Source organism: Paenarthrobacter sp. JL.01a, from assembly GCF_025452095.1.
GTDB lineage: Bacteria > Actinomycetota > Actinomycetes > Actinomycetales > Micrococcaceae > Arthrobacter.
Window position 1 is genome coordinate 3,665,545 of the sequence record NZ_CP104877.1, and the last position, 13,866, is coordinate 3,679,410.

12 protein-coding genes are annotated in these 13,866 nt (G+C 63.8%); 8 read left to right on the plus strand and 4 right to left on the minus strand.

Annotation, left to right across the window (positions count from 1 at the left end; translation table 11 throughout):
* Positions 1–252: 252 nt before the first annotated feature.
* Positions 253–1,593, plus strand: coding sequence for an 8-oxoguanine deaminase (locus N5P29_RS17350; protein WP_262276044.1), 1,341 nt, complete (start codon positions 253–255; stop codon positions 1,591–1,593).
* Positions 1,594–1,713: 120 nt separating this feature from the next.
* Here N5P29_RS17350 and N5P29_RS17355 read toward each other — a convergent pair whose 3' ends face one another.
* The 3 genes from N5P29_RS17355 to N5P29_RS17365 form a co-directional block, all read right to left on the minus strand.
* The gene (locus tag N5P29_RS17355; protein WP_262276045.1) at positions 1,714–2,796 is read right to left on the minus strand and encodes a hypothetical protein; all 1,083 of its coding nucleotides are present in this window, start codon (positions 2,794–2,796) and stop codon (positions 1,714–1,716) included.
* 37 nt (positions 2,797–2,833) lie between these two features.
* Positions 2,834–3,277, minus strand: coding sequence for an MSCRAMM family adhesin SdrC (locus tag N5P29_RS17360; RefSeq protein ID WP_262276046.1), 444 nt, complete (start codon positions 3,275–3,277; stop codon positions 2,834–2,836).
* A 605-nt stretch (positions 3,278–3,882) separates the two neighbouring features.
* Positions 3,883–4,059 carry a hypothetical protein gene (locus N5P29_RS17365; RefSeq protein ID WP_262276047.1) on the minus strand — a complete coding sequence of 59 codons (177 nt, stop codon included), beginning with the start codon at positions 4,057–4,059 and terminating at the stop codon, positions 3,883–3,885.
* A 369-nt stretch (positions 4,060–4,428) separates the two neighbouring features.
* Here N5P29_RS17365 and pucL point away from each other — a divergent pair, with 369 nt between their 5' ends.
* From pucL to N5P29_RS17380, 3 genes are all read left to right on the plus strand, one after another.
* Positions 4,429–5,343, plus strand: a complete 915-nt coding sequence (pucL, locus tag N5P29_RS17370; protein WP_262276048.1) for a factor-independent urate hydroxylase — start codon at positions 4,429–4,431, stop codon at positions 5,341–5,343.
* Between the two features lie 167 nt (positions 5,344–5,510).
* The gene (locus N5P29_RS17375) at positions 5,511–7,013 is read left to right on the plus strand and encodes a nucleobase:cation symporter-2 family protein (RefSeq protein WP_262276049.1); all 1,503 of its coding nucleotides are present in this window, start codon (positions 5,511–5,513) and stop codon (positions 7,011–7,013) included.
* Positions 7,014–7,145: 132 nt separating this feature from the next.
* A complete protein-coding gene (locus tag N5P29_RS17380) occupies positions 7,146–7,610 on the plus strand; it encodes a DUF2867 domain-containing protein (protein WP_262276050.1) in 465 nt (154 codons plus the stop codon).
* A 71-nt stretch (positions 7,611–7,681) separates the two neighbouring features.
* Here N5P29_RS17380 and N5P29_RS17385 read toward each other — a convergent pair whose 3' ends face one another.
* Positions 7,682–8,437: an IclR family transcriptional regulator gene (locus tag N5P29_RS17385; protein WP_262276051.1), complete on the minus strand. Its 756-nt coding sequence runs from the start codon at positions 8,435–8,437 to the stop codon at positions 7,682–7,684.
* 221 nt (positions 8,438–8,658) lie between these two features.
* Between N5P29_RS17385 and N5P29_RS17390 the strand changes: the two genes are divergently transcribed.
* Genes N5P29_RS17390 through N5P29_RS17405 form a run of 4 tightly spaced genes read left to right on the plus strand, consistent with a single transcriptional unit; the run spans position 8,659 to position 13,781 of the window.
* Positions 8,659–10,059: an NAD-dependent malic enzyme gene (locus N5P29_RS17390; protein WP_262276052.1), complete on the plus strand. Its 1,401-nt coding sequence runs from the start codon at positions 8,659–8,661 to the stop codon at positions 10,057–10,059.
* Positions 10,060–10,093: 34 nt separating this feature from the next.
* Positions 10,094–11,692, plus strand: a complete 1,599-nt coding sequence (gene aceB, locus N5P29_RS17395) for a malate synthase A (RefSeq protein ID WP_262276053.1) — start codon at positions 10,094–10,096, stop codon at positions 11,690–11,692.
* Complete coding sequence (locus N5P29_RS17400; RefSeq protein ID WP_262276054.1) at positions 11,692–12,954, plus strand: DUF6986 family protein; 1,263 nt, start codon at positions 11,692–11,694, stop codon at positions 12,952–12,954. Before aceB ends, N5P29_RS17400 begins: the two co-directional genes overlap by 1 nt.
* 14 nt (positions 12,955–12,968) lie before the next feature.
* Entirely contained in the window at positions 12,969–13,781 is an 813-nt protein-coding gene (locus N5P29_RS17405; RefSeq protein ID WP_144661365.1) for a bifunctional allantoicase/(S)-ureidoglycine aminohydrolase, read from the plus strand.
* Positions 13,782–13,866: the final 85 nt, after the last annotated feature.

Here is a 13,866-nt window from a genome sequence, read left to right on the forward strand (position 1 = left end):
CTTTGGCAGTTAGAGCGTAGCACCACGCTTGTGAGCCGCGCCATAGTTTTTTGAAAACTTTATTTCGTCATACGAAATTAGTTAACCCACCTGTGTGGTGGCCAAATGTGACCGGCCGCGGGCGTTGACTGCCGCCGTCGAGCATCCTACTCTTTCTGGACCGGCGCCTCTCTGGCGACCGGTGCCTGGATCAGCAGACAGGGCCTAACTGAGCTGGAACGCATACATGCCGACCAGACAAGGAACCTGCACATGCTTTGGATCAAGAACCCACTGGGAGTCTTCACGGCAAACGACCTCGATGCCGGCAACGGACTGGTGGTCTCGGACGACGGTACGATTCTGGAACTCGTACCATCGGGCGCTCGCCCAACGGTTCCCTGCACCGAGTTCGATGCCTCCGCGCACGTGGTCCTGCCCGGGCTCATCAACACGCACCACCACTTCTACCAAACGCTCACCCGCGCCTGGGGACCGGTGGCCGACGTACCGCTCTTCCCCTGGCTGCAGAACCTCTACCCGGTGTGGGCGCGGCTCACTCCCCGCAGCCTCGAGCTCGCGGTGCAGGTCGCTTTGGCGGAACTGTTGCTGTCCGGCTGCACCACGGCCGCGGACCACCACTACCTCTTCCCGGATGGCATGGAAGACGCAATCGACATCGAGGTCGCCGCCGTCCGCTCCATGCGGATGCGGGCCACCCTGACGCGCGGTTCCATGACCTTGGGAGAGGACGACGGCGGGCTGCCGCCCCGGACCACGGTCCAGTCACCTGAGGCGATCCTTGCCGACAGCGAACGGCTGATTCGTACCTACCACGAGACGGGTCCCGGCGCTTCCGTCCAGATCGCGCTGGCCCCGTGTTCGCCATTCTCCGTGACCAAGGAAATCATGGCCGAATCCGCGGTCATGGCCGAACGGTTCGACGTCCGGCTGCACACCCACCTGGCCGAAACCATCGACGAGGAAGACTTCTGCCGGTCCATGTTCGGCCTGCGGACCGTGGACTACCTCGAATCGGTCGGCTGGCTTGGCTCCCGGACCTGGCTGGGCCACGGCATCCATTTCAACGACGAGGAGATCGCCAGGCTGGGAGCCGCGGGCACCGCCGTCGCGCATTGCCCAACCTCCAACATGAGGCTGGCAAGCGGAACAGCGCGCGTCCTGGAACTTGAGGCAGCGGGTGTCCCGGTGGGGCTGGGTGTTGATGGATCGGCGTCGAACGATGCCTCAAACATGATCCTCGAGGCGCGGCAGGCCCTGTACCTGCAAAGACTTCGCTACGGTGCATCGGTTCCGGTCTCGCGTGCACTTGGCTGGGCTACGCGAGGTTCTGCCGCAGTGCTTGGGCGTTCGGACATCGGGCAGTTGGCCCCCGGCCTGCAGGCTGACTTGGCCCTGTTCAAGCTCGATTCCCTGCGCTTCTCCGGAAGCCACGATCCCGTTGCCGCCCTGTTGCTCTGCGGCGCCGACCGGGCCGACCGGGTGATGGTTGGCGGTTCTTGGCGCGTTGTCGACGGCGAAATCCCCGACCTCGACGTCGCTGGGCTCATCGCGGAGCACTCTGCGGCTGCACGAAAGCTGGTGGCCGGGTAGCCTTTCGCGCGAAAACGCCGGAACGCTTCCACTTCGCAGGGAACGTTCCGGCGTTTTCGCAGCTTTCCAGCGATCTCGCGTTGGGGGGTCGCGTCGATCTCCAGCGTCGACGCGGCCCGGCTAAATGGTGATCTTGTAAATGTGGTGGGTGTACTCGTTTGCGAAGGTATCCGTGAACGTGCCGCCCTGGACGGGGATGCTCCGGTTCTCGTCCACAACTTCCACGTGCGTGCCTGTGATTCCTGCCGGCAGGGTGAAGGTCTTGGACCCGGTAGTGCCGTCCTTGCCCATGGCGAAGACATACGCGGAGCCGTCCTTGACCTTCAACATGGAGTCGATGCCGTTTCCAAAGTTCCAGACATACGACTGTGTGTTGATCACGGGGGCAAGGGCCTTGAGCTGGTTGTTGACCACCCCTGCTGCTGCCACCTGGTCCTTGAGGCACGCGGTCCCTTTGAGCCGGGCATCGGCGAAGGCGTCCCCACTGATGCAGTCGTTGATGTTTTGCTGGTCCGGCGACTGGCTGAACCAGACAATTCCACGGGCCTCATGGATGGTGCTCGCCCACACCTGGGCCTTTGTCTGCTCCGGTGTGAGTTGCCGGTAGCCTCCTGTGGACCCGCCCGTGGACACGACTGTCGGGAGAGCCCAGATGGGAGCCTGCACACCGCGGGCCGCATTGACCTCGTTTTGCAGCGAGATGATCTTGCCGTAGCTCGACGCCGTCCGGCAGTTCGCCGTCACGATCGGGTTCTGGCCGGCGGGCGTACGCCACCGAAGCTGGTTATCACCCCAGTCGCACTGCGGTACGGCGTAAAAGTACTGATCCACCGAGTTCACGTTGGCTGTGTTGTAGTAGTCCACGCTGAACTGCATGGACCGGTCGTAGGTGAGGATTCCGGACGTCCAGTTTGAGTAGGTGAAGCGGCCCGTTGTGGCGGGATCAGACTGCGCCGCCAGCGAACGCATATGCGCCAGGCCCGATGCAGTGTCAAATCGGCCGTCCACCTCATCATCCAGGAGCGTCCCCACTTGGCTGGCCCACCCCGCTGGAGCGTCAGTGGGCGAGAACAGGGTAAACATGCCGTTGGCCGTGATGCCCGCAGAAGGGGTTGCGGGGTTGCCCTGTGCGTAGGTGTTGATCCCGAGCGCTTTGTCATACTTCAGCTGGGCGTCGCTACCCGGGGAGCCGTACCAGACCACGATCGGCAGGAAGGTTGGATCGTCCCAGCCTGCTGCGTCAGCTTTCGGGAACTTCTTCCAGTAGCTGGGACCGCCATCCCAGGGAATCCGGGCCAGGGCATCGAGGTTGCCGGGGGCTGGGGTGGCGGTGGGGGTTGGAGTTGACGTGGGCTCCGAGGTCGGCGTGGCCGTTGGCGTAACGGTGGGCTCCGCCGTCGGGGTTGGGGTGGGAGTCGGTGTTGACGTGGGCTCCGAGGTCGGCGTGGCCGTTGGCGTAACGGTGGGCTCCGCCGTCGGGGTGGGCGTGACCGTCGGTGTTGACGTGGGCTCCGCCGTCGGAGAGCCGGTCGCCGTCGAGGTGGGCTCCGCCGTCGGAGAGCCGGTCGCCGTCGAGGTGGGCTCCGCCGTCGGAGAGCCGGTCGCCGTCGAGGTGGGCTCCGCCGTCGCCGTCGACGTTGCCGTGGGGCTTTCGGTGGGCGGGGGCGTTCCGGGGTCCGTACACCCGGCGAGTGCCAACGCGAGCACCGCCCCGAGCGTGAAAATAGTGGGTTTCATGACATTGATTTCCTTTGGGTAGCAGCCGCAAACGAAGCTGCTGCGTTGCCGGATCCCCACTCCCGGCTCTCTTTGTCTCCTGCAGGGCAGGGTTTATCGGCCGGGATCCATATCCCGGCACAGCTCGATGACGAGCGTCAGTCTTTGCCCGACCTGCTGCAATACGACACGTGCGGACGTGGGTCCGGCGCCATCGAGCCAGCAAGTGCGGCCCGCAATGGGGTCGCAACGGCCCTTTTAAGAACCCGGAGGGCGGCCGTCAGCCAAGCTTACGTGATCCACGCCACACGTCGTCGAAATGTGACGCGGGCCTATTCTGGCCAGTCCGGCGCCCCGAGGCCCCACGAAATCGCCGGAACCTGCCCAGTTCGCAGGGAAGCTTCCGGCGGTTTGGCATGCTTCCGGCGATTTCGAGGGCGGGCGGACGGGGCGGGCGGGCGGGAGGGCGGGCATGACAAGACGAAGCAACAACAAAGCGGGCGGCACCTCCCCAGGTGCCGCCCGCCTCGTTGGCTCTGTTGCGCAGAGTCCGCGCCCGTGATGCAGGAAAAATCAGGGGCGCTGCCGGCCGAACACCGGGAGCGCGCGGAGCCAACGGGAGAACCCGCCGGTTTTGCGGTCGCAGTCGGCCGGAATGTAGAAGTCCGGATCTGTCGCACCGAAGGGCAGGTACAGTTCCTGACCCGGTGCCGGGAATTCCACGACGCTGTTCGTATCCTTCGAGTCCATCTGTTCCTCCTCTTTCTCGTGCACAGTTTCCGCTCTTCGGAAATCTTTTATTGTTATGTGGAAAGTCTAAGCAGTGGGGAATCGAGCCGTCAAGACCCCCGAACCGCCCACAAGAAGTTGCCCCGGTCACATTTGGCTTGTTCATAACGATCTCCCGGCACCCATATACACAAGCCGAAACCATGCGCTACTCTCGAATCAGTTCGTGGCGTAGGTCACGTAACCTGAGAGCAGCAGGCAGGGTCGTAATGAGCTGGCATCCATGGATGCCGGCTCTTTTTTGTTGGGTCGGCGCCACCAGAAACGCAGTGGAAACACGCGCTTAATTTCATTGATGGAACCTGGGTTCCACCTCACAGAAGTTGGGATATGACCATGAGCAACAACATCGTCCTCGGCGAAAACCAGTACGGCAAGGCAGAAGTCCGCGTCGTCAAGGTCACTCGGGATACAGATCGCCACCACATCGAAGACCTGAACGTCACCTCGCAGCTGCGCGGCGATTTCCAGGCCGCACACCTTGAGGGCGACAACAGCCACGTCGTTGCCACCGACACGCAGAAGAACACCGTCTACGCGTTCGCCCGTGAAGGCATCGGCTCCCCCGAGTCCTTCCTCTTGCGCCTCGCAGACCACTTCACCGGCGGCTTCGACTGGGTCACCGGCGGCCGCTGGGAAGCCGAATCCTACGCATGGGACCGCATCCAGGCCCACGGCGAGGGTCACGACCACAGCTTCGTCCGCAACGGACAAGAGGTGCGTACCGCCGTCGTCGTCCGTGATGGCGCAACCACCCACGTAATTTCCGGCCTCAAGGACCTGACCGTCCTCAAGACCACGCAGTCCGGCTTTGTCGGCTACCCGCGCGACAAGTACACCACCCTGCCGGAGACCACGGACCGCATCCTGGCCACCGACGTATCCGCCCGCTGGCGCTACAACACCAACCTGGACGTCTCAAGCACTGACTTCAACAAGAGCTACGACGACATCAAGGCGCTCCTGCTCGAAGGCTTCACCGAGAACTACTCCCACGCCCTGCAGCAGACGCTGTTCGACATGGGCAAGAAGGTCCTGGAAGCACACAGCGAGGTTGCCGAGATCAAGTTCTCCATGCCCAACAAGCACCACTTCCTGGTTGACCTGAGCCCGTTCGGCCTGGACAACCCCAACGAGGTCTTCTTCGCCGCGGACCGCCCGTACGGCCTCATCGAAGCAACCGTCCAGCGCGAAAACATCGAGGCTGCACCCGTTGCCTGGAGCGGCATCGCCGGCTTCTGCTAAACCGCACCACCCTTCGGAGTTTCTGTACAGGTAATGCCCTTAAGCGCCCCTTTTAGAGGCATTACCTGTACAAAAACCCGACCTCAAAAACCCCACAACCAAAGATTTTGTTAGCCAGACACAGTTAGCCAGACGAAGACGTCTGCCATGAACCCAGAAAGTCTGCCATGAACATCAAGAAGAAGTCCCGCCCCGCGAATACCACCTCGTCCAACGAGCCACAGCGGCCCGAGGACAAGCGCCTCTCCATCGGAAGCACCTTCGCCTACGGTTTCCAGCACGTGCTGACCATGTACGGCGGAATCATCGCCCCGCCGCTGATCATCGGTGCAGCCGCCGGCATGTCCTCGCAGGATATCGGCCTCCTGATCGCTGCCTGCTTGTTTGTCGGCGGCTTGGCCACCATCCTCCAGACGGTAGGCATCCCGTGGTTCGGCTCGCAGCTCCCGCTGGTCCAGGGCGTTTCCTTCGCCGGCGTTTCCACCATGGTGGCGATCGTCCAGGGCGGCGGCGGGATCCAGGCGGTGTTCGGTTCGGTGATCGTGGCATCACTGATCGGCCTGGCCATCACTCCCCTGTTCTCCAAGATCATCAAGTTCTTCCCGCCGGTGGTTACCGGCACGGTGATCACCACCATCGGCCTGACACTGATGCCGGTCGCCGCCAACTGGGCCATGGGCGGCAACGCCAAGGCTGACAACTACGGCAGCATTGCCAACATCGGACTCGCAGCAGCCACCATGGGCGTGGTTCTTCTCCTGAGCAAGGTGGGCAACGCCGCCATCTCCAGGCTCTCGATCCTGCTGGCCATGATCATCGGCACCATCATCGCGTTGATCGCCGGCATGGCAGATTTCTCCAAGGTTGGCCAGGGCGACATCGTCGCTTTCCCGACCCCCTTCGCTTTCGGCGCCCCGACCTTTGAGATCGCTGCGATCATCTCCATGCTGATCGTCATCCTGGTGACCCTGACGGAAACCTCCGCGGACATCATCGCAGTCGGCGAAATCGTTGACACCAAGGTGGACTCCCGCCGCATCGGCGACGGTCTCCGCGCAGACATGCTCTCCAGCGCCATCTCCCCGCTGTTCAACTCCTTCACCCAGAGCGCCTTCGCCCAGAACTTGGGCCTCGTGGCCATCACGGGCATCAAGAGCCGCTTCGTTGTCAGCGCCGGCGGCCTGATCCTGGTTGTCCTGGGCCTCCTGCCGATTCTTGGCCGGGTTGTCGCAGCGGTTCCGACGCCCGTCCTGGGCGGTGCCGGCGTCGTACTCTTCGGTACGGTTGCCGCCAGCGGTATCCGCACCCTCGCCAAGGTCGAATACAAGAACAACATGAACCTGATCATCGTGGCTGCCTCGATCGGCTTCGGCATGATCCCGATCGCCGCCCCGAAGTTCTACGACCAGTTCCCGTCCTGGTTCTCCACGATCTTCCACTCCGGCATCAGCTCGGCAGCAGTCATGGCGATCATCCTGAACATCCTGTTCAACCACTTCAAGGCCGGCAACTCGGACAACCAGTCGGTGTTCGTTGCGGGCACGGAGCGGGTGGTCACGCCCGAGGACATCAAGTGCCTTGAGCACGGCGACCGCTTCGAAAACGGCAAGCTGATTGACGCGGACGGAAATGAAGTCCCGCTCAAGAGCACCTCGGCGTCCGAGCACTAGCTCGCGGGCGAACAAGCAAGGCGGCAGTGTTTCCTTGGGGGACACTGCCGCCTTTCGCCGGCTTAAGAAGCATGCGTAAAACGCACGACGGCGGCGCGCGCCACCGGGGCCCACTGCGGTTAGGCTCGGCCCATGACCGAGCTACCCTGCTTCCGCTCACTTGCCCTTCGCGAAATCCCGAAGCCGGATTTCGCCGACGTTTGCCTGGCCACGCTTCCCGAAGGTTCGGACACGGATCCAACGCTCTGGGCGAACCGGCTGTTCTCCCTCGGATCCATGCCCAGGTGGGTTGCCGCGGCGCTGATGCTTCGGCAGGTCCTGGTGCCGCTGATCGGTGTTCCCCGGGCACCAGGGAACACCTTCGCAGTGACCGACCAGCAAGGCGACGAGGCGCTGATCTACTTTCAGGACAAGCACCTGGACTTCGCCGTTGGGGTGGGTGTGGATTCGGTGAGCCGGATCATCAGGGTGACTACCGCCGTCGAACTCAAAGGGTGGCAGGGAAGGCTGTACTTTGGCGTCGTACGTCCGCTGCATCCGATGGTCGTGAACTCGATGCTGAAGCGGCACACAAGCCCAAGGAAACCGCCGAAATGACAAAAGATGGCAATGTTTCAGGGAAACATTGCCATCTTTTGCCAACCCGGCGCAGGGCCGGGAGGGGAACGTTAGTTTTGGTTGAGCTCCGCGGAGATCGCCTTGGCAGCCTCGCGCAGCATGGGCACGGCCCGGTCGGCGAAGCTCTGGTCCACACGGGTGATCGGGCCGGAAACGGAGATGGCCGTAGGAGTCGGAGCATTCGGCACGGCCATGGCGAAGCATCGCACGCCGAGTTCCTGCTCTTCCTCGTCAATGGAGTAGCCACGTTCGCGGATGAGTTTCAGGTCAGCCAGCAGGGAGTCAATGTCCCCGATGCTCTTCGCCGTGGGGGTGGGCATGCCGGTGCGGGCAACGATGCCGCGGACCTGGTCGTCGTCCAGCTGGGCCAGGATGGCTTTGCCCACGCCGGTGTCATGCGTGTGGGCGCGGCGGCCGACCTCGGTGAACATGCGCATGGAGTGCATGGAAGGAACCTGGGCCACGTAGATGACCATGTCGGAATCAAGGACGGCCATGTTGGAGGTTTCGCCGAGCCGCTCCACGAGGGTCTTCAGCTGCGGACGGGCCACGGCGCCGAGCTGCTTGCTGGCACCTTCGCCCAGGCGGATGAGCCTCGGGCCCAGGGCGTAGCGGCGGTTGGGCAGCTGCCGGATGTAGCCCAGCGACACCAGCGTGCGCAGCAACCGGTGGATGGTGGGCAGGGGCAGGTCAGTGGACGACGAAAGTTCGCTCAGGGTGACATCGCCGCCCGCGTCCGTGATCAGTTCCAACAGTTCAAAGACGCGCTCAACGGACTGCACGCCTCCGGAGGCCTTTTCAGCCATTCCCTTGTCTCCAATGACTCAGATTCCGACAACTCTTATCCGCATCGTGAAAAGAATTGCTTAGAACACCCAAGATACAGCACGGGGCGCACCTCCGCGATGACACCGAACATGACCAAGCAAGGGGTTGTGTTTCCACTTTGTAGATAATAATATCCATAATACGAAAACATTCAGTTTGGAACGGCGGCCCGGGAACGGGCCTTACAGGAGGAATTTCAATGGCGAATCCGAGCCCCGGAAACTCGATCACCCTGCGCGTCGCCGCACCGTCGAGCTTCACCGCTACCAGCGAACTGGCAGCAGCCGTCGGCGCAGCCGGTGCCGCAATCACCGCGCTGGACGTCACGGAATCCCACCACGAGACGATCGTTGTTGATGTCACCTGCAACACCACCGACGACGACCACGCAGCCCGCGTCAAGGATGCCCTGAACGCCCTCGACGGCGTCACCGTCCAGCACGTCTCGGACCGCACCTTCCTCATGCACCTTGGCGGCAAGCTCGAGGTCGTCCCCAAAGTAGCCCTGCGCAACCGCGACGATCTTTCGCGCGCCTACACCCCCGGCGTCGCGCGTGTCTGCATGGCGATCGCTGAAGACCCGGCCGCTGCCCGCAACCTGACGGTCAAGCGCAACACCATCGCCGTCCTCACCGACGGATCGGCCGTGCTGGGCCTTGGCAACATCGGCCCCGCCGCCGCGCTTCCGGTCATGGAAGGCAAGGCCGCACTGTTCAAGCAGTTCGCGAACGTCGACGCCTGGCCCGTCTGCCTGGACACGCAGGACACCGAAGAGATCATCAAGATCGCCAAGGCCATGGCCCCCGTCTACGGCGGCATCAACCTCGAGGACATCGCCGCGCCGCGCTGCTTCGAGATCGAGAACCGCCTCCGCGAGGAACTGGACATCCCCGTCTTCCACGACGACCAGCACGGCACCGCAATCGTCACTCTCGCAGCCCTGGTCAACGCGTTGCGCGTCGTGGACAAGAAGCTGTCCGAGGTCAAGATCGTGGTTTCGGGCGTCGGCGCTGCCGGCTCGGCCATCATCCAGCTCCTCAAGGCCCAGGGCGCGCAGCACATCATCGCCGCCGGCCGCTCGGGCGCCATCCACTCGGGCGAAAAGTACGACGACGAACACCGCAGCTGGATCGCCGCGAACACCAACGAAGAGGGCTTCTCAGGAACCCTCCACGACGCCCTCAAGGGTGCGGACGTGTTCATCGGCGTCAGCGCGCCGCACGTGATCGGCGAAGAGCAGGTCGCATCCATGGCCGAGGACGCGATCGTGTTCGCCATGGCCAACCCGACGCCGGAAATCGACCCCGTGATCGCTTCCAAGCACGCTGCCGTGGTTGCCACGGGTCGCAGCGACTTCCCGAACCAGATCAACAACGTGCTGGCATTCCCCGGGTTCTTCCGTGGCCTGCTGGACGCCGGGGCTTCGGACATCACGCCGGACATGCTGGTCGCAGCCGCAGAAGCCATCGCCAACCGGGTAGCTGACGAGGAGCTGAACGCGAGTTACATTATCCCCAGCGTCTTCGATCCGCATGTTGCCGCCGATGTAGCGACCGCCGTAGCCAACGCTGCGCACGCCAACGCCGCCAGCGCTCTCTAGTACCGGCGCATACAAGAAAAAGGAATCCGCTCACATGGCTATCACAGTCACCGATCCCCGGCCGATCGATCGCGCCGAGGAAATCCTCACCCCCAAGGCCCTGGCCTTTATCGAGGAACTCCACAAGAACTTCGCAGGGACCCGCAACGAACTGCTCCAGGCCCGTAAGGCGAAGCGTCAGCAGGTTGCCGAGACCAGCCGCTTGGACTTCCTCCCGGAGACCCGGGAAATCCGCGACGGCGACTGGAAGGTTGCCGAGGCACCGGCAGCTTTGCAGGATCGCCGCGTTGAGATGACCGGCCCGGCGACCCCCGCCAAGATGGCCATCAACGCCCTCAACTCCGGTGCCAAGGTGTGGCTCGCCGACCTCGAAGACGCGTCCACCCCCACGTGGCCCAACGTCATCGACGCGATCCTCAACCTGCGTGACGCCGCCCAGGGAACCCTGAGCTACACCTCCCCCGAAGGCAAGGAATACCGCCTCCGCACGGACGCTCCCCTGGCCGTTGTTGTGGCCCGCCCGCGTGGCTGGCACATGGAGGAGAGCCACTTGCTGATCGACGGCGAACCGGCTGTCGGCGCGCTGGTGGACTTCGGTTTGCACTTCTTCCACATCGCCAAGCAGCTGCTCCTGAACGGCCACGGCCCGTACTACTACCTGCCCAAGATGGAGAGCCACCTCGAAGCACGCCTGTGGAACGACGTCTTCGTTTTCGCCCAGGACTTCCTCGGCATCCCCCAGGGCAGCATCCGCGCCACGGTCCTCATCGAGACCATTCCTGCCGCCTTCGAGATGGACGAGATCCTCTACGAACTTCGCGACCACGCCTCGGGCCTGAACGCCGGCCGCTGGGACTACCTCTTCAGCATCATCAAGTACTTCCGCGATGCCGGCGAAGAATTCGTCCTCCCGGACCGCGCCACCGTCGCCATGACAGCCCCGTTCATGCGCGCCTACACCGAGCTCCTGGTCAAGACCTGCCACAAGCGCGGAGCCTTCGCCATGGGTGGCATGGCCGCCGTCATCCCCAACCGCAAGCAGCCTGACGTCACCGCCGCGGCCTTCGAGAAGGTCCGCGCAGACAAGACCCGGGAAGCAAACGATGGCTTCGACGGCTCGTGGGTTGCGCACCCGGACCTGGTCTCCACCTGTCGCGAGGTGTTCGACTCCGTCCTTGGCGACCGCCCGAACCAGCTCGACAAGCAGCGCCCCGAGGTGAACGTCACTGCCGAGCAGCTGATCGACGTCGCCTCCGCCGGCGGTACCGTCACCGAAGCCGGCCTGCGCCTGAACCTCTATGTCGCCGTCGCCTATACCGGCGTATGGATCTCCGGCAGCGGTGCGGTGGCCATCCACAACCTGATGGAAGACGCCGCGACGGCGGAAATCTCCCGCTCCCAGGTGTGGCAGCAGCTGCGCAACAAGTCCATCCTCGCGGACACGGGCAACACGGTCACGCGCGAACTGGTGACCAGGATCCTCGGCGAAGAGACCGAGCGCCTGCGCATCGAATTCGGCGACGAGAACTTCACCAAGTACTACGAGCCCGCGTCCAAGCTGATCGAGGATATCTGCCTCTCCGACGAGTACACGGACTTCCTGACCACGCCCGCGTATGAGCTGGTGGGCTGATGAGTTCACTTTCCTCTTCCGATCTGGCCCACATCGAGGACCAGCTCGCCGCCACGGACCAGTTGCTCGACCGCAACTACCCCGGCGACGACGGTTCCCGCCAGCCCATCCACACCGTCTACGTGCCGGCCGACCGCTTTACACCCACCTTTGTGGCTGATTGGGGCGCCCAGGCACTGGCGACGGCGGAGGCACACGGCGGCCTCGAAAAGCTGGGACAGCTGCTGGGCCAGGAGCCCGACCTGGCTGCCGCTGTCGCGGCCCGGGTTGCTTCCAAGCTCGCTTCCGAGCCCATCGAGGACCTGCGTTTGGACTTCGAGGACGGTTACGGCGACCGTGGCGATGAGGCAGAAGACGCCGACGTCGTTGCTGCCGCCAAGGCCGTTGCTGCTGCGGTTGCGGCCGGAACGGCTCCGCCCTTCATCGGCATCCGCTTCAAGTGCTTCGAGGCACCCACCCGGGCACGTGGCCTGCGCACGCTGGACTTGTTCGTTACCACTCTGGCTGAGGCCGGAGAGCTCCCCGAAGGGCTGATCCTCACCCTGCCCAAGGTCACCACGGTGGCCCAGGTCCAGGCCATGGACTACGCGGTCTCCCGCCTCGAGGAAGTCCTCGGGCTCCCCGCCGGACGGCTCCGCTTCGAGGTGCAGGTGGAAACCCCGCAGCTCATCCTCGGCGCCGACGGAACCTCCCCCGTGGCACAGCTCCCGCACGTGGTCCCCGGCCGCATCAGCGCCCTGCACTACGGAACCTACGACTACAGCGCCTCACTGGGCATCTCCGCGGAATACCAGTCCATGGAACATCCCGTGGCCGACTTCGCCAAGGAAGTCATGCAGCTCGCCGTAGCCGGCACAGGCATCCGACTCTCCGACGGATCCACCAACATCATCCCCGTGGGTGACGCAGTGGAAGACGCCTGGAAGCTGCACGGCCGTTTGGTCCGTCGCTCCCTGGAAAACGGCTACTACCAGGGTTGGGATCTCCACGCCGCCCAGCTCCCCAGCCGTTTCTCGGCGTCGTACGCTTTCTACCGTGAAGGCCTGCCGGCCGCGGCGCTGCGCCTGCGCAACTACGTCGAGCGGACCGAAGGCGGCGTCATGGACGAGCCCGCCACCGCCCGTGCCCTGGCCGGCTTCGTCCTCCGCGGCGTCCAGTGCGGCGCAGTGGGGACCGACGAGGTAAAGGCGCTTGCCGGCGTCGAACTTCCGCAGCTGACCGCACTGGCGCACCCGCGGCTGGCACAACCGACTTCCCACTGATTAGGAGCACCTTGATGGGCAACTATTACTACCCGACCGGTGGCTTGCCGCCGCAGACCCACCTCACGACCGAGCGGGCCATCGTCACCGAGGCCTACACCGTGATCCCCAAGGGCGTGCTCACGGACATCGTGACCAGCAACCTTCCGGGCTTCACCAACACGCGGTCCTGGATCATCGCACGGCCGATCTCCGGCTTCGCCACCACGTTCTCGCAGCTGATCGTGGAGATCGCTCCGGGCGGCGGCGCTCCCAAGGCTGAGTTTGAGCCCGGCGTCGAAGGCGTTGTTTTCGTCACCAAGGGCCAGCTCAACCTGACCCTCGACGGCGAACTGCACCACCTCGAAGAAGGCGGCTACGCCTACCTTGCGGCAGGTGCGGAGTGGGGCGTGGAGAACGTCTCCGACGACATCGTCTCCTACCACTGGATCCGCAAGGCCTACGAGCGGCTCGAGGGCTACGAAGCCAAGTCCTTCGTCACCAACGAGAAGGACATCGAGCCCACGTCCATGCCGGACACCAACGACGTTTGGAAGACCACTCGCTTCACGGATTCCAGCGACCTCGCGCACGACATGCAGGTCAACATCGTCACCTTCCAGCCCGGCGGCGTGATCCCCTTCCCGGAGACCCACGTCATGGAACACGGCCTGTACGTCCTGGAGGGCAAGGCCATGTACTTGCTCAACAACGACTGGGTCGAGGTGGAGGCCGGCGACTTCATGTGGCTGCGCGCGTTCTGCCCGCAGGCTTGCTATGCGGGCGGCCCGGGCGAGTTCCGGTACCTGCTGTACAAGGACATGAACCGCCAGGTGAAGCTCACCTAACCTTTGGTCTGACGCCGAAATCGCCGGAACGCTGCCAGTTCGTCTGGAGTTTTCCGGCGATTTCGTCGTTTTCCGGCGATTTCGG